The 24,820-nt window shown below is 38.4% G+C and carries 25 protein-coding genes; 13 read left to right on the top strand and 12 right to left on the bottom strand.

From position 1 onward, the window contains the following. Nucleotides 1-69: 69 nt before the first annotated feature. From PYV58_RS13310 to PYV58_RS13300, 3 genes are all read left to right on the top strand, one after another. Nucleotides 70-531: a hypothetical protein gene (locus PYV58_RS13310; protein WP_034613685.1), complete on the top strand. Its 462-nt coding sequence runs from the start codon at nt 70-72 to the stop codon at nt 529-531. Nucleotides 532-661: 130 nt separating this feature from the next. Then, complete coding sequence (locus PYV58_RS13305; RefSeq protein ID WP_034613682.1) at nt 662-1,396, top strand: hypothetical protein; 735 nt, start codon at nt 662-664, stop codon at nt 1,394-1,396. Nucleotides 1,397-1,408: 12 nt separating this feature from the next. Further along, entirely contained in the window at nt 1,409-2,089 is a 681-nt protein-coding gene (locus tag PYV58_RS13300; RefSeq protein WP_034613752.1) for a hypothetical protein, read from the top strand. Nucleotides 2,090-2,149: 60 nt separating this feature from the next. Here the strand turns inward: PYV58_RS13300 and PYV58_RS13295 are convergent, their stop codons facing one another. Continuing rightward, nucleotides 2,150-3,001 (bottom strand): SDR family oxidoreductase, encoded by an 852-nt coding sequence (locus PYV58_RS13295; RefSeq protein WP_034613679.1) that lies wholly within the window; start codon nt 2,999-3,001, stop codon nt 2,150-2,152. A 126-nt stretch (nt 3,002-3,127) separates the two neighbouring features. Here PYV58_RS13295 and PYV58_RS13290 point away from each other — a divergent pair, with 126 nt between their 5' ends. Then, entirely contained in the window at nt 3,128-3,502 is a 375-nt protein-coding gene (locus tag PYV58_RS13290) for a helix-turn-helix domain-containing protein (RefSeq protein WP_004721299.1), read from the top strand. A gap of 68 nt (nt 3,503-3,570) precedes the next feature. Here the strand turns inward: PYV58_RS13290 and PYV58_RS13285 are convergent, their stop codons facing one another. The 5 genes from PYV58_RS13285 to PYV58_RS13265 form a co-directional block, all read right to left on the bottom strand. Next, nucleotides 3,571-4,215 (bottom strand): DUF2238 domain-containing protein, encoded by a 645-nt coding sequence (locus PYV58_RS13285; protein WP_034613675.1) that lies wholly within the window; start codon nt 4,213-4,215, stop codon nt 3,571-3,573. A 102-nt stretch (nt 4,216-4,317) separates the two neighbouring features. After that, nucleotides 4,318-5,706 (bottom strand): adenylosuccinate lyase, encoded by a 1,389-nt coding sequence (gene purB / locus PYV58_RS13280; protein ID WP_034613672.1) that lies wholly within the window; start codon nt 5,704-5,706, stop codon nt 4,318-4,320. Between the two features lie 56 nt (nt 5,707-5,762). Beyond that, nucleotides 5,763-6,494 (bottom strand): high frequency lysogenization protein HflD, encoded by a 732-nt coding sequence (gene hflD, locus PYV58_RS13275; RefSeq protein ID WP_004820699.1) that lies wholly within the window; start codon nt 6,492-6,494, stop codon nt 5,763-5,765. A gap of 30 nt (nt 6,495-6,524) precedes the next feature. Continuing rightward, nucleotides 6,525-7,661, bottom strand: a complete 1,137-nt coding sequence (gene mnmA / locus PYV58_RS13270; protein ID WP_034613669.1) for a tRNA 2-thiouridine(34) synthase MnmA — start codon at nt 7,659-7,661, stop codon at nt 6,525-6,527. Nucleotides 7,662-7,665: 4 nt separating this feature from the next. Then, on the bottom strand, nt 7,666-8,151 hold the full coding sequence (locus PYV58_RS13265) for an NUDIX hydrolase (protein ID WP_004820704.1): 486 nt from the start codon (nt 8,149-8,151) through the stop codon (nt 7,666-7,668). Between the two features lie 607 nt (nt 8,152-8,758). Between PYV58_RS13265 and PYV58_RS13260 the strand changes: the two genes are divergently transcribed. Further along, entirely contained in the window at nt 8,759-9,241 is a 483-nt protein-coding gene (locus PYV58_RS13260; RefSeq protein WP_004820707.1) for a hypothetical protein, read from the top strand. Nucleotides 9,242-9,368: 127 nt separating this feature from the next. On the opposite strand, the gene PYV58_RS13255 is transcribed toward PYV58_RS13260, so the two are convergent. From PYV58_RS13255 to PYV58_RS13240, 4 genes are all read right to left on the bottom strand, one after another. Next, nucleotides 9,369-9,911 (bottom strand): gamma carbonic anhydrase family protein, encoded by a 543-nt coding sequence (locus PYV58_RS13255; protein ID WP_034613668.1) that lies wholly within the window; start codon nt 9,909-9,911, stop codon nt 9,369-9,371. Nucleotides 9,912-10,045: 134 nt separating this feature from the next. Beyond that, the gene (gene dacC, locus PYV58_RS13250; RefSeq protein ID WP_004820709.1) at nt 10,046-11,194 is read right to left on the bottom strand and encodes a D-alanyl-D-alanine carboxypeptidase PBP5/6; all 1,149 of its coding nucleotides are present in this window, start codon (nt 11,192-11,194) and stop codon (nt 10,046-10,048) included. Nucleotides 11,195-11,335: 141 nt separating this feature from the next. Beyond that, nucleotides 11,336-11,710 (bottom strand): hypothetical protein, encoded by a 375-nt coding sequence (locus PYV58_RS13245; protein ID WP_004721274.1) that lies wholly within the window; start codon nt 11,708-11,710, stop codon nt 11,336-11,338. Nucleotides 11,711-11,893: 183 nt separating this feature from the next. Beyond that, on the bottom strand, nt 11,894-12,259 hold the full coding sequence (locus PYV58_RS13240) for a hypothetical protein (protein ID WP_034613664.1): 366 nt from the start codon (nt 12,257-12,259) through the stop codon (nt 11,894-11,896). Between the two features lie 116 nt (nt 12,260-12,375). Between PYV58_RS13240 and surE the strand changes: the two genes are divergently transcribed. The 3 genes from surE to PYV58_RS13225 all read left to right on the top strand — a co-directional run bounded on the left by surE (nt 12,376) and on the right by PYV58_RS13225 (nt 15,132). After that, nucleotides 12,376-13,161, top strand: coding sequence for a 5'/3'-nucleotidase SurE (gene surE / locus PYV58_RS13235; protein WP_034613661.1), 786 nt, complete (start codon nt 12,376-12,378; stop codon nt 13,159-13,161). A gap of 106 nt (nt 13,162-13,267) precedes the next feature. After that, nucleotides 13,268-14,104 (top strand): peptidoglycan DD-metalloendopeptidase family protein, encoded by an 837-nt coding sequence (locus PYV58_RS13230; protein WP_275059542.1) that lies wholly within the window; start codon nt 13,268-13,270, stop codon nt 14,102-14,104. Between the two features lie 95 nt (nt 14,105-14,199). Then, entirely contained in the window at nt 14,200-15,132 is a 933-nt protein-coding gene (locus PYV58_RS13225; protein ID WP_004721269.1) for a LysR substrate-binding domain-containing protein, read from the top strand. A 131-nt stretch (nt 15,133-15,263) separates the two neighbouring features. Here the strand turns inward: PYV58_RS13225 and PYV58_RS13220 are convergent, their stop codons facing one another. Further along, nucleotides 15,264-16,475, bottom strand: coding sequence for an aspartate aminotransferase family protein (locus tag PYV58_RS13220; RefSeq protein ID WP_034613657.1), 1,212 nt, complete (start codon nt 16,473-16,475; stop codon nt 15,264-15,266). Between the two features lie 165 nt (nt 16,476-16,640). Between PYV58_RS13220 and grxD the strand changes: the two genes are divergently transcribed. Further along, nucleotides 16,641-16,982: a Grx4 family monothiol glutaredoxin gene (grxD, locus tag PYV58_RS13215; RefSeq protein ID WP_004820720.1), complete on the top strand. Its 342-nt coding sequence runs from the start codon at nt 16,641-16,643 to the stop codon at nt 16,980-16,982. Nucleotides 16,983-17,220: 238 nt separating this feature from the next. Here grxD and PYV58_RS13210 read toward each other — a convergent pair whose 3' ends face one another. Then, nucleotides 17,221-19,860 (bottom strand): ATP-binding protein, encoded by a 2,640-nt coding sequence (locus PYV58_RS13210; RefSeq protein WP_034613655.1) that lies wholly within the window; start codon nt 19,858-19,860, stop codon nt 17,221-17,223. 181 nt (nt 19,861-20,041) lie between these two features. On the opposite strand from PYV58_RS13210, the gene PYV58_RS13205 reads away from it, so the two are divergent. From PYV58_RS13205 to rpmE, 4 genes are all read left to right on the top strand, one after another. Then, on the top strand, nt 20,042-22,237 hold the full coding sequence (locus tag PYV58_RS13205; RefSeq protein WP_034613654.1) for an MFS transporter: 2,196 nt from the start codon (nt 20,042-20,044) through the stop codon (nt 22,235-22,237). A gap of 290 nt (nt 22,238-22,527) precedes the next feature. Next, on the top strand, nt 22,528-22,929 hold the full coding sequence (gloA, locus tag PYV58_RS13200; RefSeq protein ID WP_034613652.1) for a lactoylglutathione lyase: 402 nt from the start codon (nt 22,528-22,530) through the stop codon (nt 22,927-22,929). A 349-nt stretch (nt 22,930-23,278) separates the two neighbouring features. Next, nucleotides 23,279-24,259, top strand: a complete 981-nt coding sequence (locus tag PYV58_RS13195; RefSeq protein ID WP_004820726.1) for a bile acid:sodium symporter family protein — start codon at nt 23,279-23,281, stop codon at nt 24,257-24,259. A 238-nt stretch (nt 24,260-24,497) separates the two neighbouring features. Continuing rightward, on the top strand, nt 24,498-24,722 hold the full coding sequence (rpmE, locus tag PYV58_RS13190; protein ID WP_004721254.1) for a 50S ribosomal protein L31: 225 nt from the start codon (nt 24,498-24,500) through the stop codon (nt 24,720-24,722). The last annotated feature ends 98 nt before the right edge of the window (nt 24,723-24,820 follow it).

Here is a 24,820-nt window from a genome sequence, read left to right as displayed (position 1 = left end):
TTTTGACTAATGCAAAAAGTCTAATAAAAGCTATTTTATATAAAGTAATTTGCATCAATGGAAAATCACATGAAGAAAAAGATATTACTGAGCATGCTGTTACTGCTAACGGGAGCTACATATGCCAAATCCCTAGAATTACGTCCTTTATTAAAAGATCGTTTTGAACAAAACTGTGCAATTCGGCAGCAATATGATTTTCATAATGAAGATACTGAACTGATTGCACCACTTGAACACTATACGATTGATGTAAAATATGTGGATAAACAGGTTTATGACTCAACCACTTATAAATTAAAAAATGTCACTTATGCTGGCATTCCTATTCGCAAAATAGAATTTAGTTTTGGTCGTCCAGCGCAACAATACAATGAATATTTATATTTTGATCTGAGTGCTACAGCAGCAAAGCAGCGATTTAAAACTCTAAAATTCAATCAAAATCATGAAAAAGGCGATGTGAGTGTTGAGTATAAAAATAATACAGCAATTGTGCAGTGCTATTGGTTAGCTGATTTTTCGAAATAATCCGTAGATTAGATATCAATTGTTTATTAATTAAACAAAATTCTTCGACTTTTATACATAAAAACGCATATTAATTCACATAAGTATTTAAAATAAAAAATAATTAAGGATAAAAATTAAGGACAGGATTTTGCAGTTGAAGCAAGTTATGGCAGGAGTTGCCTTTATTCTTATTGCTACAGTGTGTGGTGTGTTGATTGCAATCTGGGTATTTAAACATTTTAATATTTATATTCCACTTGAAAATCAAGCTGTACGTATCGATTTAAAAGAGCCTTTACAAGCCAAAGTACAAATTCATGACGCATTAGATGTGGATGTCAAAGGAAAAGTGAAAGCTGAAATTCCTATTCATGAAAAGCTAAACTTACCGATTACACAAACCTTAACCCCACATGTGTATTTTGATAATGAAGTCCCAATTCAAACTACAATTCCTGTGAATGAAGTGATCAAAATCAATCAGGATATGCCGATTGATACCAAGGTTAAAGTCACTGTTTTAGGCAAAGATATTACTTTACCGTTAAAAGGGAACATCCCGATTCATATGGATGTGCCGATTAATTTACAAGTACCACTCAACCAAAATATTCATTTAAAGTTTGATGCCCCTGTAAAGGTCTTACTTAAAGAAAATTTACATGTGCCACTTGATGCGACATTAAAAACCAATATTCCAATTCAAGGCCACCTCAATGTTCCAATTAAATCAGCACTTCAAGCAACAGTAGATGTTCAAAACACATTACCAGTAAAAATTGAAAAAGGGCAGCTTAAAATTCCGCTCAATAGTTTAAGGCTATCACGTCGCGATCATCTGCCTGTAGAACCACAACAACCACAGTCCGAAGCTTTAAAATAGGGTGGTATGGAAATGTGGATCTTTAAATCTATACGAAATTTGTTGTTCACTTTTATCAGCGTCGTATTGCTCATTGCGCTGTGCGTTTGGTTATATTTGAATATTCATGCCTCAATGCAGGTTTCTGCACAAAGCGCACAAATTCAATTGTCGAAATCTTTACCGACAAAAATCCATGTGGGGAATTATTTACAAACACATGCACAAGGTGCTTTAGATACTGAGTTGACGATTGACCGTGAATTGGCTTTACCTTTGAAAGGCAAATATTTGGCTAATTTAAGTTTTGTTGTGACAACGCCGATTGAGGTTGAGCTTGATTATGAGACTGATATTCAAATTGAAACACTAATGCCATTAGAAACAACCACGGATTTGGTTTATCAAAATAAACTGTTGCCTCAATTTCCTTTAAAAGTGGATATTCCGATTAAACTTTCGGTGCCATTTAAGTTAAAACGACGTTATCAAGTTCCGATCAAAATTATGTTTGATGGGCCTGTTTATTTAGAATTTGATGAAGTGATTCATTTATATGTTAAGCATAAACTTAAGCCAATACTGAATATTAATGATCCAATGACGATGAAAAAAATTGCGGTGTTCCGTGCAACCATGTACAACACAGAAAGACAGTCCCTCGCAGATCTGGAGATGAATATCGATTTTCCTATCAAAAATATTCATCCTTAATTACTCAGTAGAGCATGGGCTTAAATTTTGTATTTAAGCCCATGCTCATCTTTAAAATGCCTAAAATAAAGCTTTAACCTGATCCTGAATATGCGTTGTTTTACGACCAATCAAATGTTCCAAGTCTTTACTTTCACTATACATTGCACCATTTACAGCCTGTACATCTGCATCAACAATAACCGCTACCAGTGCTTGAGGTAACCCTGCCGTAAGCAGTGCCTGAGTATAATCTTCTGGGCTGATATCTTGATACTGTATAGTTTTACCTGATGCCAAAGTAATATAAGAGGCTAAATCTGCAAGGGTAAAATGATTTGAACCCGCAAGCTCATAGGTTTTATTTTCATGACCTGCAGAAGCAAGGACTTTGGCCGCAGCTTCGGCATAATCTAAACGAGAAGCTGAACTGATTTTTCCATTTTGAGCGCTGCCGTAAAGTGTTCCTGTTTCCGCAGTATGCTTAACGTTGCCAAGATAATTTTCGTTATACCAATTGTTGCGTAAAAAAGTATATTTCAAACCGCTTTGCAGAATGAGAGCTTCTGTTTCACGATGTTCTTGTGCTAAACCGAGTGGGTTATCTGTTGCATTGAGTAAGCTGGTATAGGCAATGTATTCAACTTTGGCTGCGACAGCTGCCTCTATAACTGCTTTATGCTGAGGCGTTCGACGACCAATTTCATTGGCTGAAATTAAAAGTAATTTATCTATGTGGTTTAATGCAGGTATCAATGTTTCAGGTTGATCATAGTTAAATAGGCGAAGTTCAATCCCTTGTTGTTTAAGCGACTGTGCTTTATCTATATTTCGAACCAGCGCTACAATATTTTCAGCGGCAGTATGTTGAAGTAAGGCTTGGATCACCAATTGTCCAAGTTGGCCCGTTGCACCTGTAATTGCGATTTTCATAATTTCACCTTTAAATATGATTTAAATTGGATGTTTTTTAAACTTGATGTTATGATCATAATCATTAAACTTACTATATGTAAGTACGTACCTAAAAGTAAGCTAATTACTGTGTAGAGAGAATTTATGAGCATCTATGCTTCAAGTGATTTAATTGGTCAAGTTTTATCCAGCCAGTGTCCATCTAGAGAAATATTGGAGCATTTAACTAGCAAATGGTCTGTATTGGTTTTACGTTGTTTAAATGATGGCGTACAACGTTTTAGCGAACTGCGTAATCGAATTGAGGGAATCAGCGAAAAAATGCTTGCACAGACATTAAAAGTGCTTGAACAAGATGGCTTTATATTGAGAACGGTTTACCCTGAAGTACCACCCAAAGTAGAGTATCAATTGACCATTTTAGGTGCACAAGCGGCTGAAAAATTAAACTATTTGATTGGTTGGATCGAGCGCAGTTTGCCCGATATCTTAGAGAATAAACAAAGATTGCAAAAGTAAAACTCAGTTGATTTTATACTCACCAAGAACTTGATCGCTAAGTGAGTATATTGGAAGGGAGCGAGGCCTTATTCTTGAGGATGATTCTCTTTTGCCGTAGCTTTTAAAGCGACTAATCCTGTCATGATTGCACCAATGGTGGCTAAGAACATATCCTTATGCGCATCCCATATATCACCTTGTTGCCCATTGTAGTTTTCAGCTTCTTCTGGGGATAGGCCAATGGCAATCCACCATTCAATCCATTCATAAAATAAACTGGTTGCCATAACAAATTGAATGACCAATAAAAATAAGGTTTTAGGTTTTAAGCTTGGTAACCATACTTGGAAAATTCGGTAGAAAAATGGATAAAGAAATAAGCCATAGAATAAGTGTACAAAGCGGTCAAACATGTTACGTGTCCACCCCATTGCTTGATTGAGGTCAAAGTGTAAGTATTTGATTGACCAATCATTATAAGGCACATAAGAATAAAGATAATGTGCAGCAATGACATGAATTACCAAGAAGAGGATGTACAATAAAAATGATGAAAATGTCAGTCCTATTTTCTTTAGACAGAAAAACAGGGCAATCAGCATGAGCAAGGTGCCAATCTGGTGCAGCATGTAGGATGGGTATTCTAAAGGATTGATACTGGCAAGAATGATTGCGATTGCAAGCATAGCAAGAACAAGCCAATGTTTTTTTGTTAAGGCATGATAAATCATTATGGTATTTTCTAAAAATTATTACTGCGCATTGTAATCAAAATGCAAAAAAATGCGAAGCATCGGCTTCGCATTTTTTAGGTCTTTTAGAAGATTAAAAGCTTAGATTTTAGCAATCAAATCTTTAATTTGTTTGGCTTGATCCGCAGCATTACCTGTGTAAGTTGCAGGGGTCATTTCAGCTAAGCGTGCACGATCAGCAGCAGGTACAGCTTCAAGTTCAGTGCCATTGACAAAATCAACCATCATGTCACGTGTCATCGCTTGACCACGAGTCAATGCTTTTAATTTTTCATATGGTTTTTCAACTGCATAACGACGCATTACAGTTTGGATTGGTTCAGCCAATACTTCTTGAGCATGATCAAGGTCTTCAAGAATACGTGCTGCATTAAGCTCAAGTTTACCAATACCTTTTGAACATGCTTCAAAAGCAATTAAACTTTGTGCCAAGCCAACACCCATGTTACGTAATACAGTCGAGTCTGTAAGGTCACGCTGCCAACGAGAAATTGGTAATTTTTCACCTAAGTGCGCTAATACTGCATTGGCAATGCCCAAGTTACCTTCAGAGTTTTCAAAATCAATTGGATTGACTTTGTGAGGCATTGTAGAAGAACCGACTTCACCTTCTTTTAAACGTTGTTTAAAGAAGCCTAAAGAGATATAGCCCCAAACGTCACGGTTAAAGTCGATTAAAATTGTGTTAAAACGACGTAAAGCATCGAACAATTCCGCGATGTAATCGTGTGGTTCGATTTGAGTTGTATAAGGGTTGAAGGTTAAACCGAGTGATTCAACAAATGCTTGCGAGTGAGCAGGCCAATTGATTTCAGGATAAGCAGAGTAGTGCGCGTTGTAGTTACCTACCGCACCATTAATTTTGCCTAATAATTCAACTTGTTTAAACTGTTTGATTTGACGCGCTAAACGATATGCAACGTTGGCCATTTCTTTACCCAAAGTAGTTGGGCTCGCAGTTTGACCATGGGTGCGTGATAGCATTGGTTGTTCTGCATGTGTTTCAGCTAAAGCCACAATAGAATCAACAATTTGTTGCATAGCAACAACTAACACTTCACGACCATTTTTCAACATCAAAGCGTGAGAAAGGTTGTTGATGTCTTCTGAAGTACAAGCAAAGTGAATAAATTCGCCTGCATTTTTAAGCTCATCAATATGTGCAATTTTTTCTTTTAAGAAATATTCAACCGCTTTTACATCATGGTTAGTAGTACGTTCAATCTCTTTAATGCGGTTAGCATCATCTTCAGAAAATTGAGTAACAATCGCATCTAAAGCGGTATTGGTTGCAGCAGAAAAAGCTGGAACTTCTGTGATTTCAGGACGATTTGCAAGCGCTTGTAACCAACGCACTTCAACAGTCACACGAGCATGGATTAGACCAAACTCAGAGAGGTAAGGGCGTAATGCATCACATTTGCTTGCATAGCGTCCATCTAGTGGAGAAAGTGCGGTTAAAGCGTTCATAAAGATTCCTTAAATTTTGGAATTAGAGCGAATGGCGTAACTCGAACAGTATCAAATTAAACAACCTGATATTGTAATCGAGCAAGATCTTGAATATCTTGAAGAAGTTTGCGTTTGCTAAAGATCATATTCCATGAGCTTCCACCTAATTGACGCCATAGGTGAGCCATTTGTAAGCCTGTGAATAAGCTGGCACGGATACGATTGGTATGTGCAGAGTCTTTAAAGGCTTCTGCATTACCACGGACTAGAATTCGAGGGTTAATTTGACCAGCAGTGTCGACATAGGTTTGTGCTAAGTTGGCAATGATACTTGGATGTAAATAGTTATTATCAAAAAAAGACAGCTGTTTTAATATTTTTTGTTGAGATTGTTCAATAATTTCAACAAACTTTGGATTGCTATAAACTTTTTTTTCCAAGGCCAATAATGACATGGCATAAGTCATTGGCAGTTTTGCATTGGCAATTTTAGGAATTCTAGATTTCGGTGATGCTGAGAAAGGTTGTGTAATGCTACTTTCTAAAGTTTTTAAACCTAAGGAAATGTCTGCCAATTGATTGAAGAAGTCTAAAGTTTGACCTGATGAATTGGCAGTGGCACGGATATTGAGGCTGGCTTTGATGAGCTGTTCAAAATAGAAATTACCACTTTCACCAATACTTTGACGTCCTGACATCGCAGTCATATGCGTCAGCTGTGTTGCTTGAAACACAGCTGCTAACGCCAAAGCTCGGTTTTGGCGTTGATTCAAAGTTTGAGGCTGTTGAAAGGGCAACTCAACCATGCCTAAATTCCTTTAAATAATTTTTAATCATTACTCAATAAAATCTGGTTTTGGTGCATTAGTATGATGAATCACACCCCCACCTAAACAGACTTCATCGACATAGAAAACAACACTTTGTCCCGGTGTTACGGCACGCTGTGCTTCATCAAATTCGACACGAACACCATTTGGCGTGTTTGCATCTTTATAAATTGTACATGCTTGATCAGGTTGACGGTAACGAGTTTTTGCCGTGCATCGGAAACCTGTGTCAGGAATTGCTTGTTCACCTGCAACCCAGTCAATTGTTTCAGACCATAAAATGGTACTCTGCATCAGTGGGTGTTCATGACCTTGTCCAACCACAAGACGATTACCTTCGATGTCTTTATGTAGAACAAACCAAGCACCTTCTTCTGCGCCTTTGAGCCCACCTAAACCAATACCACCACGCTGACCGAGCGTATAGTACATTAAGCCGTGATGATCACCAACCTCTTTTCCTGTATCTAAGACAATTTTCCCAGGTTGAGCCGGTAAATATTGTTTTAAGAAGTCATTAAAACGGCGTTCACCAATAAAGCAAATCCCAGTGGAATCTTTTTTCTTGGCAGTGGCTAAACCCAGTTCTTCCGCAATTTTACGTACTTGTGGTTTTTCAATCTCACCAACAGGGAACAAGGTCTTATTGATTTCACGACCATGAACCGCGTGAAGAAAATAAGTTTGATCTTTGTTATTGTCTACACCACGTAATAAAGGCGCATATTGATCACCTTTTGAATTGGTGGTTGTTTCGCCACGACGACAATAATGTCCAGTTGCAATAAAATCCGCGCCTAAATTGACAGCATGATCTAAGAATGCACGGAATTTAATTTCTTTATTACACAAAATATCTGGGTTTGGTGTACGACCAGCGGCATATTCTGCTAAGAAATGTTCAAAAACGCGATCCCAATATTCCATTGCAAAATTTGCAGTATGGAGTTTGATCCCAATTTTGTCACACACCGCTTGTGCGTCAGCAAGGTCATCCATTGCGGTACAATATTCCGTGCCATCATCTTCTTCCCAGTTTTTCATGAAAAGCCCTTCAACTTGATATCCTTGTTGAAGTAAAAGTGCAGCAGAAACAGATGAATCTACACCACCCGACATACCGACGATGACACGTTGTTGCATAGGATTAGGCATCCAAATTTGAAATTAAAGGAGAGTTTTGGTGCTCATAGATGAGCGAAAGTGGGTATTTTTGCCCAGAAAGTGCATCTTGTACAGCTTTAATGACCAAAGGACTTCTGGCGCGAGCAGATTCAAGCAGTTCTTCAAGCGTCATCCATTGTGGACCAATGATATCTGTATCCAGTTGTGCGTCTGGAAAGTATTCAGTCACATGTGCTAAAAAGCAAAATCTAAAATAAGTGCGGTCTGGAAACATGGGTGGGGTATAGGTATAGATCCCCAGTAATGAATTGATTTCTACTGCATATCCTGTCTCTTCCATGGTTTCACGTAACGCAGCTTGAATAATAGTTTCACCACATTCAACATGGCCAGCGGGTTGATTGAACACAGTATGGCTTACACCTTCAGTATATTCTTCTACAAAAAGAAATTTTCCATCTTTTTCTACAACTGTCGCAACAGTAACGTGGGGTGTCCAAGCGGTCATGACCAGCACCAAGGAAGATAAAGCATTATTCTACAAAATTTAGCACGTGGTGGCTATGTTCATGCGGATTTTCTTTGATCATCCTAAGCGGACATGTATCGACAATATGCTCAAAATACTTCTGGGCAAGTTTGCTTATCTTGCATTTGGAGCTGAAATCTCAGCGCTTTAACTGATTAATCTATTATTTTATATCGGCTTGTTGTAAGTCAGAATGTTTCACATAAAAATTACTATATAAACTGATGTATTTGGCTCTATCGATCCAGCTCAATATACGACTAGAATATTCATGTGCAGATGTGTTAAGTGTTATACGCAATATGTTTGTATGATTATTGGACTTAATACCCAACACAGAATTAAATACATTCGCTATTTACGGGTGTACACCACTCAAACATAAAAGACTTTATTTGTTTGAATCTACTGTATCGTCGAATGTTTTTTGGATAGAATTAAAAGACATTGGCTATAAAAGATAGTCAAATCAAAAAAGCTTGAATTGGGGCTTGATCATGCAATGTTTTATACAGGTAAAGCCAGTTCTTGTTTTAAGATCGCTTAGCCATTCCAATTCTTGGGCATACAATAGGATTTAAAAAGTATGATAAAGAAATTATTATGTATACCTTTAGGTGTATTGCTGATCACTGGGTGTGCTTCAAATCCTAATGATGCCACTTCAAATGTAGGTACACAGGGATTATTAATTTGCCAGCCAAGTGAACTTTGTCCAATCGTCACTGTGGTGTGGAATGAGACACATAAAGACTTTTTAAAGGTGAAACTCAGCTTAAATAGCGCCTATACCAAATATAATATTGAAAAAGTTGTATTTAGTGATGGTGCAAAAAGTCACTCATTTAATGTGATTGGGCCAACTGAAATTGATTTTGCATTTAAAGCAAATCGTTCTCGTAACAGTGTGCTTATTCCAGTCAACCTAATGGGGGACTTCAAAGGCTCGCAAAATATCTTTATGGAAATACATACAGATCAAGGTGTGATTACCCGCTATATTTTAAAAGACAATGTCAAAGCACCAGTATTTGAAGAATTAACCAAATACTACAAGGTCTCTGAATAGCGGTTTGATCCAAAATGTAATGCCTAATTCCACTGTAGTTCAGTGGAATTAGATTTACTTGAGCAACATGTATTCAAATAACAAATACGCTGTTAAGCATGCCTAGGTATTTGCTTTAATCCTATGGTTAATCGTTCGCTTCTAAATAATGATTTGCTACTTTGACATAGTGTCTTGCTGAATAAGGCAAAAATTCCTTTTCTTTGTCAGTTAAAGGGCGAACCTTTTGCACTGGGCTTCCTACATAGAGATAACCACTTTCTAAGCGCTTACGCGGTGGAACCAGTGAGCCTGCACCAATCATGACATCATCTTCAATCACCACATCATCTAGAACAATTGTATTAATTCCCACTAAAACCCGGTTGCCAATGGTACAACCATGTAAGGTGACATGATGTCCAATGGTCACATCTTCTCCAATCACTAAAGGTGAGCCATTGGGTTTTGCATCATTTTTATGACTGACATGTAACATGCAATGGTCTTGTACATTAGAATAACGGCCAATTTTAATGTGATTGACATCCGCACGAATCACCGCAAAAGGCCAAACCGATACATTCTCCGCCAAAGTTACTTCACCGATTACAACCGAGAGATCATCGATATAACAGGTTGAATCAATTTTAGGATGATGGCCTAAATACGAACGAATATTTTTTTTCATGTTGGCTTCCATGTCAAAAGCAAAATTTAACCAGTGTATTTTTACCGAGTATAAATTAAAAAGGCATCCAAATCTGTGATCAGGATGCCTGTGCTTTAGTCTAATAAATTCAATATTAGGTTTAAGTGAATAACTTAGAACAAGTTGCTAAAGAACATTTTGATATGGTCGATCAAGCGAGAGAAGAAGCCTGCTTCTTCTACAGCTTTTAACGCCACTAATGGTTTTTCAGCAATCACTTTACCATCTAAAGTTGCTGTTAATTTACCAACAACTTGACCTTGTTTTAATGGTGCATTTAAGTTGGGTTGAACAGTGACTTGTGTTTTGATGGCATTGGCTTGACCTTTAGGCATGGTCACATTGAAGTTTTCAGCTAAACCAATTTGTACATCATTTTCTTTACCAAAATAAACTTTTGCTTTAGCAAGCACTTGATTTGCAGGTTGAACACTAACTGTTTCAAAGTTTGAATAACCCCAAGCTAACAATGAGCGTGTTTGGCTGGCACGTTCATTCATCGATGGTGCACCAAAAATCACAGAAATCAAACGCATTGGGCCGCGTTTTGAAGATGTGGTTAAGCAATAACCTGCTTCATCGGTATGACCTGTTTTTAAGCCATCAACACTTGGGTCGGTATACAGTAAGGCATTACGGTTACCTTGTTTAATCCCGTTGAAGGTAAATTCTTTTTCAGAATAAATAGGATAATATTTTGAACTGTCATGAATGATATGTTTAGCAAGTACCGCCATATCTTTTGCAGTTGAGTAATGACCCTCAGCAGGCATACCCGTTGCATTGATAAAGTGTGTATTGACCATACCTACACGTTTGGCTTCTTGGTTCATTGCATAGGCAAATGAACCCTCATTACCTGAAATATGTTCAGCCATTGCTTTAGATGCATCATTACCCGACTGGATAATAATGCCTCGTAACATTTCTAAAACTGTTGCAGTACCATTTAACGGCACATACATACAAGATTCAGTACTGCTACCACGACACCATGCAGACTCATTCATGCGAACTTTTTCACTTTCGGTCAGTTCGCCTTTAAGAAGTTTTTGCTCAATGATGTAACTCGTCATCATTTTCGTCATCGAAGCAGGTGCTAATTTTTCATTTTCATTCTTCGATGCAAGAATTTGACCTGTCTCATAGTCCATTAAGACATACGATTTATTATTTAATTCTGGCGGAGTGGTTAAGACGGTTGCTGCATAAGAAAATGAAGGTAAAAGTAATAATGCAGCAATGGCGCTTTTTCGAGTCATTCTAGGTCGTTCCAATCGTTATATGAGCACAAACAGGCTAGCATTTTAGGGCAAAGCAAAGCCGACTTCTATAAGGAAAGTCGGCTTATTTCTTACTTATTGTAACTAATTCAATATTTGTTGGATAAATTGCAGAAATCGTTATGACTGATAGTTACTAATGTCATTACAAATTGCTGTGTTTTCAGTATCACCCGCTTTTTTAGCATCACTTTTTGCTTCTTTTAATGCTCTTTGGAAATCTTTTTGCTTGGCAAGTGATTTTAAGGTTGCTTTAGGATCTTTGTCATTTGGCATATAGTCTTTAAGCAAGTGATCAAAACCTTTATTAAATGCAGCATCTGTTTTGATTAGACTCGGGCAGATATCCGACAATACATAAATTGCAGCCAATTCTTCTTTAGAGACTTGTTGCTGGGTGACTTCGATTTTGTCAGATGCGGCAAAAGCATGGGTCATAAATAAACCACTTGCTGAAACAAGGCTTAATGTAAGCATTTTTAACGTCATACGCATAAATAACCTAATCAATTTTTAATTTAAGAATCTGCATAGATTAAACGTAAAAACTGTGAAAAATATAGAGAAAGTGTATCGATGTTGTAGATTTATTTGAAATTTTCGCACACTGAACAATGCAAAAGATGTCAAAAAAGGATTTTTTAACATCGCATTAGGGGGAAGGTTTTTTATCTTATTTTAGTGTGGAAGTTCGAGTACATCAGCACATACTGCTTTGTGTTCAGCTTGATCAACTTCTTTGGCACTGATTTGTGCTTCTTTGAGTACAGTTTGGTATTCTGGATCTTGTTGAAGCTGAGTCAATGTTGTAGGTTTGGACAAATCCTTTAATAAGGTTTGGGTTAAACTTGCAATTTTAGTTTGAAATGCAGGGTTGTTTCCAATTAACGCTGGGCAAACTTCGGCAAGCACCTGTGTTGCGGCAATATCTTCTTTCGCAATTCGATCAGATTCTTGTGAAGTTAATGTTTCTGAAAATGCAGATTGTGCACAAAGTGTGATGAGTGCGATAGAAATAGTATGAGTAAGAGAACGTGTAATCATCTTTATAGTCACAAATTAGATTTAAAATTGAGTAAGTAACTATATATAATTGTTCAATAAATTTGAATTAAATTACTCAGTAGTCATTTAATAATTTTTACTCAGAGAATCTTTTAGTGAATATTTTAGTTGCCAATGATGATGGTGTTTTTGCACCAGGTATTCAAGCTTTAGCAAAAGCATTACGACCTCTAGGTCGAGTTGTTATTGTTGCGCCAGAAAGTGAGCGCAGTGGTTATTCAAGTGCATTAACCCTAGATCGACCACTTCGACCGATTCAAGTTGCACCAGATATGTGGGCAGTCAATGGGACACCTGCTGATTGTGTTTATTTGTCCATGAATGGTTTATTTGATTTTGAGTTTGATTTAGTTGTCAGTGGAATCAATAGTGGGGCGAATTTAGGTGACGATGTCCTTTATTCTGGAACCGTAGGGGCGGCATTTGAAGGACGTTTGATGAAACAGCCAGCAATCGCAGTTTCATTGGCAGGCAGTAATGTACGTTCCTATGACAACCCTGGAGATTATGCACAAGCTGCAAACTGGGTTTACAGCTTTATTGCCAAAGGCTTACCCGAACTGCCTCCACGACATATCTTAAATATCAATATTCCCGATGTCGCTGAAATTTTAGGGGCTCAAATTACATATCAGGGGCGTCGAATACAATCAAAGCCGATAACCAGTCAGGTTGACCCGCGTGGTCGTCAAGTCTATTGGATTGGTTTGGCGGGTGAAGCGGTGACAGATCCGCAAAAAAATGCACAAAACCTGCAATCTGACTTTTTTGCCATTGCCAATGGTTGCGTCAGTATTACCCCAATTCAGATGGATGCAACCAATTACACAATTCTTGAAACACTACAATCACAACTCTCACATAGTCATTTTGATGTATGAGTGTTATAACTTTGTGAAAAAGCACTGTTAAACAGTGAAATGCGTGTGTATTTTGCTAATCTTAAGCAAATATTTTTAAATTTTAAGATTGTAGAGAGGGAAATCAATGCTTTTGGCTCGATCAACACTTCCAATTCAAATGCCTAAGCGATGGATGAAAATCATTTTGTCCACAATAGCAATCACCTCTGCCATAGTGGTGACTGGGTGTGCATCGAAGCCTCAAATTAATAACCCTACACGTTATGCTGTTGCGCCTGACTATTACACAGTTCGTTCTGGTGATACCTTAAGCGCAATCTCTATGCGTTATGGTGTGAGTTATCTCAGTGTTGCTGAAATGAATGATATTGCCGCACCTTATCGAATTTATGTAGGTCAGTCATTACGTTTGAAAAAAGGTGGGGGCAATGTCACTCGATCTACAACGAAACCGTTGACGAGCAATGAACCGCAAATTCAACGTCAAACGATTAAGTTACCAACACAGCAGCCGACGTCGCCAACTGGTACAACGACGGCTCAGCCAGTAACGCCGCCGCCTGTACAAACGACGACGACAGTACAATCAACCCAATTGAGATGGGTAAAACCATCAAATGGATCTGTTATTGCAAATTATAATATTGCGAATAATATTAAAGGAATACGTTTTGGAGGGAATCAAGGTGATCCAATTTTTGCCGCAGCGGATGGACAGGTGGTTTATGCTGCAGATGGATTAAAAGAATATGGTAATCTTGTCTTAGTAAAACATATCGATGGTTACATTACTGCATATGCTCATAACAGCAAAATGTTGGTGAAAAGTGGTCAAACTGTGACAGCAGGACAGAAGATTGCAGAGATGGGATCTTCAGGTGCTAGCAGTACCATGTTGGAGTTTCAGGTACGTTTAGATGGAAAACCGATAAACCCAGCAAATATTTTACCAATAAATTAAATATTTTAATGCAAAGTGTAATTTTCTTCGTATAATACAATGAGTTGTTTTGAACAAAAAAGTGTGAAACAGCTCATAATTTCAGAGGGAAATTTATGTTAGATCAACTTCGGGCAATGGGTGTATTTGCTTGTGTTGTTGAAAAAAGCTCTTTTAGTGGTGCCGCGCGTGACCTTGGCATTACGACTAGTGCGGTTAGTCAGCAAATTAGATCTCTAGAACATGAAATGGAAGTGACACTTCTACATCGTTCTACGCGAAAGCTGAGTTTAACTGAGGCTGGTCAAGCTTTTTTCCACAGTTGTCAAGAAATGCTCGCTGCCGCAGAGCGTGGAAAAATCCGCATTAATGAGTTGCGCGATGATTTAGTTGGGGATTTGCGTATTGCGACAACCCCGGAAATAGGGGCAACCCATGTTGTTCCTGCTTTATCGCATTGGATGTCTGCACATAGAGGTTTGATGGTTCATTTTGAAGCAGATAACCAATATATCGACTTGATTCAAGAGCGTATAGATATTGCTATTCGCATGTCTTCAAAAATCGAAGATGCGAATAACTTGAGCTGTATGCCACTTGCACGAGTCGATCAGATCTTAGTTGCATCGCCAAGTTATTTAAATCAAACAGCGCCTATTTCACGTCCTGAAGATTTACAGAATCATGATTTGATTCCGATAAATATCATGAAAAATTCTCAACATTTTTCATTTCAGCATGGTGCAACAGGTGAAGTTGTTAATTTAGAAATGAAGCATCGTCTTCAGACAAATAACGTATTTGTTGCAAAATCATTGTGCCAACATGGGCATGGTATTGCGCGAATCCTTTATTTAGATGTGCAAAAAGAATTAATGAACGGAACATTGGTTGAAGTGCTTCCAGAGTGGAAATTACCAACTTTCACTTTAAGTGCTGTGACCTTAAAGCGTGAACAGCAGCCGATGAAAATTCATCGTTGTTTGGATGCTTTGAAACAATATTTTAGCCAGTTGCCTGGTGGTAGAATTTTCCAAGAAGCTTCATAAAGTTCTAATTCTAATAAGTTCTAATAAAAAAGCCGCTTTAAAGCGGCTTTTCTATACCTGCAATTTGATAAGCATTCATGACAAAACCAAAAGAGATTAACGGGTTAATCTCTTAAAGGATTTATTCACAATTAGGCAAGGAACTCTTTAATTGCAGGTACTAAGCGTTTTAATAGATCATCTGCTTGCTCATGATTCATATTCAAAGCTGGCAGTAAACGAACCACATTGCCTGAAGTAACGTTAATAATTAAATGATGCTTATCACGTGCAATGTTTACTAATTCGGCACAGTCTTTAGGTAATTCGATACCAATCATCATGCCGAAACCGCGCACAATCACATTTTGCTCCACAAGTTGAGCACGGAACTGATCGACCAGATATGTTCCAATTTCAGCAGCATTTGCAACGATATTTTCTTTTTGGATCAAGTCAATCACTGTGTAGACAACACGAGAGCCTAAATGCGTACCACTATAAGTAGAGCCATGATTTCCCGCAGCAAGTACTCCAACACCACGACCTTGTGTCATCACAGCACCGATTGGAAAACCATTTCCGAGGCCTTTTGCTGTGGTTAAAACATCTGGAATAATATTGGTGTGTTGATAAGCAAAGTATTTACCGGTACGGCCATTACCTGTTTGAACTTCATCTAGCATCATTAACCAATTATGTTGGTTGCAAATACGACGAATATCTTCAAGGTAGCTAAAGCCTTGAGGTGCGGTATTGACACCACCTTCACCTTGGATCGGTTCGACCAAAATTGCCACAATGTCAGGATGCTGAATAGCGGCTTCTTCAATGGCTTCTACATCGCCAAAAGGCACACGAATAAAGCCTTCAACCAGTGGTGCAAAGCCTTCTTGAACCTTTTTATTGCCCGTAGCTGAAAGCGTTGCAAGCGTACGACCATGGAATGATTGATCCGCAACAATGATTTTGGGATTGGAAACACCTTGTAAGTGACCAAATTTACGTGCAATTTTAATTGCACCTTCATTTGATTCTGCACCACTGTTTGAGAAAAAGATTTCTTCCATACCCGAAACTTCAGCCAGCTTTTGCGCTGCTGCAGTTTGCCAAGCGACTTCGTAAATATTGCTGGTATGGATTAATGTAGCCGCTTGTTCTGCTATAGCCTCAGCCAGAACAGGATGAGCATGTCCTAAGCCACACACAGCAATACCCGTCAATGCATCTAAATACTCAGTACCATTTTCAGTATAAAGATAAGAACCTCGTCCTCGGACAAAGCTGATCGGTTGACGACTGAATACAGGCATCAAGTGTGAAGGTTGATCAGTTTGTACCGGAGCGAGGGTGATGTTATTCATAACTAACTCTTATCTGTTAGGAGTGGAAAGGGTAAAGGATTATCTAACCAAAATATGCACAAGATTTAAAGCTTTAATATAAATAAAATTGGAAATAATCGTCTAGACATATTCTTTATTGTGGATTTAGGTATAATGCAGGCAGATGAGTTGAGGATTTAATCAATGACTGAACAAGCGCGTGATACAGAAGCGTTAATTCGCGATCAAATAGCTAAACATGCAGTACTTCTTTATATGAAAGGTACACCGCAATTTCCACAATGTGGTTTTTCTGCACGTGCAGTTGAAGCACTTAGCCAAATTGGTCGTCCATTTGCTTATGTAAATATCTTGGAAAATCCAGATATTCGTGCAACTTTGCCACAAATTGCAAATTGGCCTACATTCCCACAATTGTGGATTAATGGCGAATTGATTGGCGGTAGCGACATTATGCTAGAAATGTTCCAAAATGGTGAATTAAAGCCATTGATTGAACAATATAGCCCAGCACCAGATGCTTAATAAGTTGATGATGTAGAAAAAGCACCGGAAGGTGCTTTTTTATTGGCTAAGATTATTTTGTTTTCGCTTGGCTGTACTGATCTGCAGCCTAGACGAGATTACGTCATGACTGATGCGCTGTTTCAATGTTTGTTTTTTTGCATATGGGGTTTTGATATTTAGTAAACCACTCAAATATATAAGACAAAGCTTTGAATATTCAAAGCTTTGTCTATCTAAGGTCTAACCAAAAAGCAATTTAAGCTGACTTACGCTTATTTTGCTTTGCTGCAACCTCAGCTTGGTTTTCGTCAGTAATGATGCTTGTTGATTCAGCTTCTGCCTTTTTCAGTTTTTTCCCTTTGTTCTTTTTTTTCTTTTTCTTTGGCTTGTGCTCTATTTCAACACCATCTTCCAAGGCTTGCCAATATTCAAGCTGTGCCATCACTGCTGCATAGATTGAACCTTTGGTATAACGACCTTTTTTATCTAATGCCCCAACAGGTCGAGCCATTAAGATTTCTAAAGCTTGATCAATGGTGTCTATTGCATGTATATGGAATTGATCCTCATTGACAGCCTCAATCACATCATGGCGAAGCATTAAATGCTGCATATTTTGACGTGGAATAATCACCCCTTGTTTGCCTGTCAATCCTTGGAGTTTGCAAGCATCGAAGAATCCTTCAATTTTTGCATTGACCCCACCAATAGGTTGAACTTGACCCAATTGGTTCATCGAACCTGTGATCGCCCACGATTGATCAATAGGCAATTGGCAAATTGCAGAAATCAATGCAGATAGTTCTGCAACCGTGGCACTGTCACCATCCACTTGACCATAACTTTGTTCAAAGGCGAGGGCAGCAGAGAAATGCAAAATCTGTTCACGACCAAAATGAGCTTTTAAGAAACTCGACATCAACAAGACACCTTTGGCATGTAATGAACCACCAAGTTCTACACTGCGCTCAATATCTAAAATGTCACCGCCACCTTGATATACCGAAGCGGTTAAGCGTGACGGTAAACCAAATTCGACATCGGCATAGTGGATCACGGATAAAGCATTGATTTGACCTAAACGATGGCCGCGTGTCTCAATCAGTTGTGTACCACGTGACAAGTCTTGCCAATAAAGCTCTCTTAAATAGCCTAAGCGATATTGGCGATGTTTCAGAGCAGTGTTGATATGATGAGAGGTGACTAACTTTTCTTCCGACTGTGCAGCGTGATGATGAGATTCACGGATTAAATCACCCAAAGTTAAAGCATGTAAAGACAATGAACTCTGGTCTTCAGCTTGGCGACTTGAATCTGTTAGTAATGCCGCCAATGCTGAGCGATCAAAAGGCAGTAATTTGTCTTGTTGAACATAGTCTGCAATCAGTTGCATATAAGCTTGTTCATTATCATCATTACGTTGCAGGGTATCGGTAAAATCAGCACGAATTTTAAAAACACTGCCTAATTCCGGCTCTAGTTCTAAAATTTCATAATAAATTTCAGGTTCTGCCAATAAAACCACTTTTAAGTTGAGTGGCACAGATGCAGGCTCAATTGAAATACTGCCAGTTAAAGTCAGCATGTGCTCTAGAGAAGACAGCTTTAATTGTCCTGATTTTAAAGCGCGTTTTAACCCTTGCCATGCATAAGGCTGTTCTAACAGCTGTTCTGCTTCTAAAATTAAAAAACCACCATTGGCTTGATGCAATGAGCCTGGGCGAATCAGAGTAAAGTCAGTGGTGATGGTGCCATTTTGCGTCAGCTGTTCAACATGTCCCAGTAAATTATAGTGTGTTGGGAAGTCTTCAAAAATAACTGGTGCACCAGAGTTTGGCTTATTGCTGACCACGACATTGGCTTGGTAACGTGAAGGAACCCGATTAAATAAAGCAGGAGAGAATTCTTCACCTTCTTGATCTAAAATCGTTTCAACATTTTCAATGATATCTGCTGCAAAATGTTTTAAGTATTGATCGAGTCCATGTACGGTTTTAAATTTACTTAAAATCAAATCTATACGAGGAATCACCACTTGTTTGGCGATATCACGATTCAGTTCAGAAACTTGATCACGTGCATCATCTTCCAAATCACCTAACTGAAGACCAAGCCGTTCAAGCTTTTTATCCATATAACGCATATTGGAATTAATTTCTGCGCGCTGTTTACTGTCGAGCGCATTAATATCTTCCTGTGACATTTCCAATACTTTGTCATCTTTGACATGGATCGGCACAAAAATATGTTCATCGTTACGATTAATCAGTTTTAGGTCGAGGTCTTCGCCTTCTTTGGTCAGTTCAACTAAAGCGAGTTGTTGCTCATTTCCGGTGATTTGACGAATACGTTCAATACGATTGTGATAGGTTTCGGCACTAAAGCGACGTTCAAGTTGCTTGAGAATGGTTTGCCAGGCTTGGTGGATTAAAGCTTGAAACTTACTGCCTTGACCCGCTTGAAAACGCAGTGCAATCGGTTGTCGCGCATTTTTAAAATTATAAACATAGACCCAATCATCAGGTGTTTGCATGGTTTTGGCATGCTGTTGTAATAAACGCTTGATCATGGTTCTTTTGCCAAGACCTGCCGTCCCCACAGCAAAAATGTTGTAGCCTGAATAAGGTAAAGCAATCCCTGCTTCTACAGAGGCTCTGGCGCGATCTTGCCCTAAGAAATTATTTAAGGGCTTGATTCGCTTGGTTGAGGTAGGAATCTTGCTTAGATTCGGGATATGCGTCAGTTGTTCTGATTTTAGTGCGGTTTGTGTCAACGTGTTTTGAATTTCCGTTTGATCAAAAGCAGATGGAAAAATCGTTTCAGTTTTTTGTATTGGGGTTGCAGTCGTCGTAATTGAAACAGTGGTAGAGCTTAATTGATCGTGTCTTTGGGTCACAGGTGAAATCCAAAACTTATATGGGTTGAAAAGTTAAAGGTATACAGGATTGGGGGTAAAGATCAAGCGCCAAAAGCGGAAATATCTGTAAAAGCGCTCATCAGTTGCATAAAAGTGATTGAAACTCTAAGCATTAAGCGGTTGAATAGCACTATTTCATTTTTCAGAAAATAACAACGCAATGACAACGCAACTATCTCAGCAATCAGCTGAGCAGAATTCCACAGCAAAAAATGGGTGGAAATCTGCTTTTGCCGCTTTTATCGATCGGCGTGCTGCAATTATGCTCTTTCTTGGGTTTTCAGCAGGTATTCCTATTCTGCTCATTTTTTCAAGTTTATCTTTATGGTTAGGTGAGGCCGGAATTGAAAAAAGTGCAGTGACTTTTTTTAGTTGGGCCGCGCTGGGCTATTCTTTTAAATTTGTATGGGCACCGCTGATTGATGAATTACCCGTCCCGATACTCACCAAAAAATTGGGTCGGCGCCGTGCTTGGTTGTTGATTGCACAAGTACTGATTATCTGTGCGATCTGTATTATGGCGTTTTCTGATCCTGCTTTGGGCCAAAGTTATATTTACCAAATGGCTGTGGGAGCGGTATTACTGGGGTTTTCCGCAGCGACGCAGGACATTGTGATTGATGCCTATCGAATCGAGCTGGCTGAAACCGAGATGCAAACGGTGTTGGCATCGACCTATAATGCAGGCTATCGTTTAGGGATGATTCTCGCTGGTGCGGGGGCTTTATTTCTTGCTGCTTCTTTGGGGACTGCAAAAGGGAACTATATTTATGAAGCGTGGAAATATACTTATTTAACGATGGCGCTGGTGATGCTAGTGGGTATTATCACCACTTTAGTGATCCGAGAACCCTTGGTTAATCGAGTTGATAAACACTATAAAAATATTGATTACTATCGTTTAGTTTTGGTCTTTATTTTGGCTGTGGCGAGTTTTGTTTGTTTATATATTTACTCCGATGACATGGTTCAATATCTGCAAGCGACTTGGAAAGTCGAAGACAACTTGCTGAAGTTTTTAATGGAAGCGGTACGCTTTTTAGGCTCAGGTTTTGGTGCAATTCTTGTTGCAACATCGTTGATTCGTTTTGGTGTCGTCAATAAAAAGATGGCCTATGAGACTTGGGTTAACCCGATTGCTGATTTTTTTAAGCGTTATGGGGTAAAGCTGGCATTGGTTCTACTGTTATTGATCGGTTTCTATCGAATTTCAGACATTATTGCGGGTGTTATTTCGAATGTTTTCTATCAAGATTTAAACTTCACCAAAGAACAAATTGCAGAAGCCGTTAAAATTTACGGGGTTATTTTTAGCCTATTGGGTGGTTTTTTAGGTGGCTTACTTGCACAACGCATGAACATTATGAAATTGATGTTTGTCGGTGCAGTTTTGGCAAGTTCAACCAATTTGATCTTTATTGGATTGGTGAAATCTGGTGCACCAATGCAAGCTGTATCTGTACAGATTGGCGATAAGAAATTTCAAGCTCAACCTGATGAAGTAGGCTATTGGAAAGTTTCTGTGCCTCGTCAGGATTTGGTAGGGGAAAATACCATTCATATCAAAGCAGCACTAGTTGATCAGGCTGTCGCGAATGAATATACGGTGCCCTATTTAAAAGACAATGCCAAGCCCCAAATTCAATTATTGCCTATTACTAGTGACAATCAATTGTCTGCAACAGAAGCAAAGCAAAGTATTGTGGTTAAGGGGCAGATTGCGGGAATACCTGTATCTGAGCTTAATCCAGATCAGCCGATTACCCTTAAACTTGATGGCAAAACATATCCTGCAAAATTAGATAAAGATGGTTTGTTTAGTGGTGCGATTGACGGTAAAGCCTTATATGCTTCTGGCTCAAAAAATGTGATCGCTGTGGTCAATTATCAACACGCACAAGCAGCATTAAGTACTCAACAAAGCTATCAATTAACAACGATAAAAAGTGATATCGATGTGGATATTCAACCACTTCCAGTGATTAAAGCGGATTCCTCTGCAGCCGTTGAAATTAAGGGGAAAGTAATTGAAAAATATAGTTCTGGTTGGCTATATTTTGCTATTGTTGTCGATAATTTAGCTTCTGGTTTAGCTGGTGCAGCATTTATTGCGTTCTTGTCTAGTTTGACCAGTGTGTCATTTACAGCAGTTCAATATGCGATCTTTAGCTCATTGATGACGCTTACACCTAAGATTTTAGGCGGGTATTCTGGAACAATTGTTACCCACATTGGTTATCCTAAATTCTTTTTAATGACGACTTTAATTGGTATTCCGATTCTATTGCTTGTGTTATGGGTTGGAAAATTATTGCGAGAACATCAAGCACAAAAGGTGAATCAATCCATCGAGTAAGCGACTGAATTACTCAAGATAGCTTTATGATGATCACAAGAAGCCTATTTTATCTTATAGATAAAGTAGGCTTTTTATTGGAAAGTGGTTTGAATCATTAGGTCGGTCATACATTCAAACTGGTTATTCGAAAGATAAAAAGCTGTAGTGTTTATCTAAAATAAGCGGTTATTGCTTAAAAATAATCCAGAAGATGGCATCATTGAGCAGCTGAAATATAGATAAATTGAAATATTGAACTGTATTGCCTATATTGGCAGATAATATCTGATCAAACAGGAAAATAAATCATGCGCATGTTGCATACCATGTTACGAGTAGGCAATTTAGAACAATCTTTAGCGTTCTATACTGAAGTTCTCGGTATGACATTACTTCGTAAACGTGATTATGAAGAAGGGCGGTTTACTTTAGCATTTGTGGGTTATGGTGATGAAGAACATCATACCGTGTTAGAACTTACTCATAACTGGGATACTACAAGTTATGAATTAGGTAATGCTTATGGACATATTGCGATTGGTGTCGATGATGCCTATAAAGCCTGTGACGAGATCAAAGCGCGTGGTGGTAATGTGGTACGTGAAGCGGGTCCAATGAAAGGTGGTGTCACAGTCATTGCTTTTGTTGAAGATCCAGATGGTTATAAAATTGAATTGATCCAACAAGATCAAGATGCACGAAATAATTGATGATTTAAAAATGATGGGGCTATTGTTTATTTGGCAAAGACATATCAATAAAGATCTTTCATAAATCAAAAAATGATCATGTTGAGTGAATTATATTGGTATTGAAAGTTCTTCCTCCCTCTGGGAGAAGGTTAGGATGAGGGTGCTTTTATGTTGATTTATGGTTTTAAAAAGGACTGATGAAAGAAGTCTAATAGACCTTAAATTAACTTGATATGTGTCGTAAATAAATAGTGAACATTTAGCCAAATGAGTAGCTTTATTTATTTCGCTCAGTAAGATTGAATTTTACCCGATAGTAAAATTTAACTACTGGGCTTTTTCATGTTTAAAATACAGGACGTTGCTTATGAAAATGTTGAAATTATTAGCATTGGATCGCTTTACGATACTTTTAATCGCGATGGTGGTTTTAGCTTCTATTTTACCGATTTCAGGTCAGGCAGCGCTTATCTTTGGAAAAATCACCACAATTGCGATTGCAATTTTATTTTTCCTACATGGCGCAAAATTATCACGTGAAGCCGTGATTGAGGGGATTTTGCATTGGAAATTGCATGGATTGGTTTTTGCTTTTACCTTCTTGGTTTTCCCTTTATTGGGACTAATGGCAAAACCTGTGCTTGAACCTTTGCTGGGTCAACAGTTGTATTGGGGTTTTCTGTTTATGTGCTTTTTGCCATCGACAGTACAATCGTCAATTGCATTTACCTCAGTTGCAAAAGGGAACGTGGCAGCGGCTGTATGCAGTGCCTCATTTTCAAACCTGATCGGTATGTTTATTACTCCGATTTTGGTGAGCATATTTATATTCGGTCAATCTAAGCATAATTACGATCCAACCTCGTCTATTATCGAAATCACCTTGTTGTTGTTGGTTCCATTTGTTCTAGGGCAGGTATTACGCCCTTATGTATTTCCATTGATGCAGAAAATGCCAAAGATCGTCAAAGTTTTTGATCAAGGCTCGATATTGATGGTGGTTTATGGTGCATTTAGTGGGGCAGTGGTGGCAGGTTTATGGCATCAGGTCAGCTTATCTACATTGATTTATCTCACCTTGGCATGTTCGATTCTACTCACGGTGATTATGCTATTGGCGTTGTATGTTCCAAAATGGCTTGGATTTAGCAAGGCAGATCAGATTTCAATCTTCTTCTGTGGATCGAAGAAAACCCTTGCCAGTGGTGTGCCTATGGCGCAGATTTTATTTATTGGGCAGCCTTTAGGTATGATTGTGTTACCGATTATGATTTTCCATCAAATCCAGTTAATGGTTTGTGGGGTGATTGCAAACTACTGGTCTAAGCAAAAGCATTCTGATGAATAAATTAGTATCGATTGTTAATTGATTGGCTCGCAATTTATAAATATTTCGAGTATAATCTTGCCCACTTGTTGTGCTTAGCTCTGACGCTTATAGTCTCGGTGGGCCAAAAGAAATGGTCTGTTGTGGTGTTAACCTGCTGGTTTTTAATTTAAATCTGCTTTCCTCAAAGTTTTATTAAATTTTGAGAGTGGTTAATTGCGATGACAGCTAAACCTTTCTTAACTTAGGAGAATCGACCATGCGTGCCGATATTCACCCAAAATACGAAAAATTAGTTGCTACTTGTTCATGTGGTAACGTTATCGAAACTCGTTCAGCTTTAGGTAAAGAAACACTTTATCTAGACGTATGTTCAGCTTGCCACCCATTCTATACTGGTAAACAGAAGAATGTTGATACTGGCGGTCGTATCGATAAATTCAAACAACGTTTTGCTGGTATGTCACGTTCTGTTAAGCGTTAATACGACAAAACATAAAAAACGGGCTTTAGCCCGTTTTTTTGTTGCTGAATTTTATCTCGTGTTGATCTATTTCAGGATTAGACAAAGTGATAGATTTA

This window comes from Acinetobacter sp. TAC-1 (genome assembly GCF_029025845.1).
Taxonomy (GTDB): domain Bacteria; phylum Pseudomonadota; class Gammaproteobacteria; order Pseudomonadales; family Moraxellaceae; genus Acinetobacter; species Acinetobacter guillouiae.
This window is presented reverse-complemented; position numbering and strand designations above follow the sequence as displayed.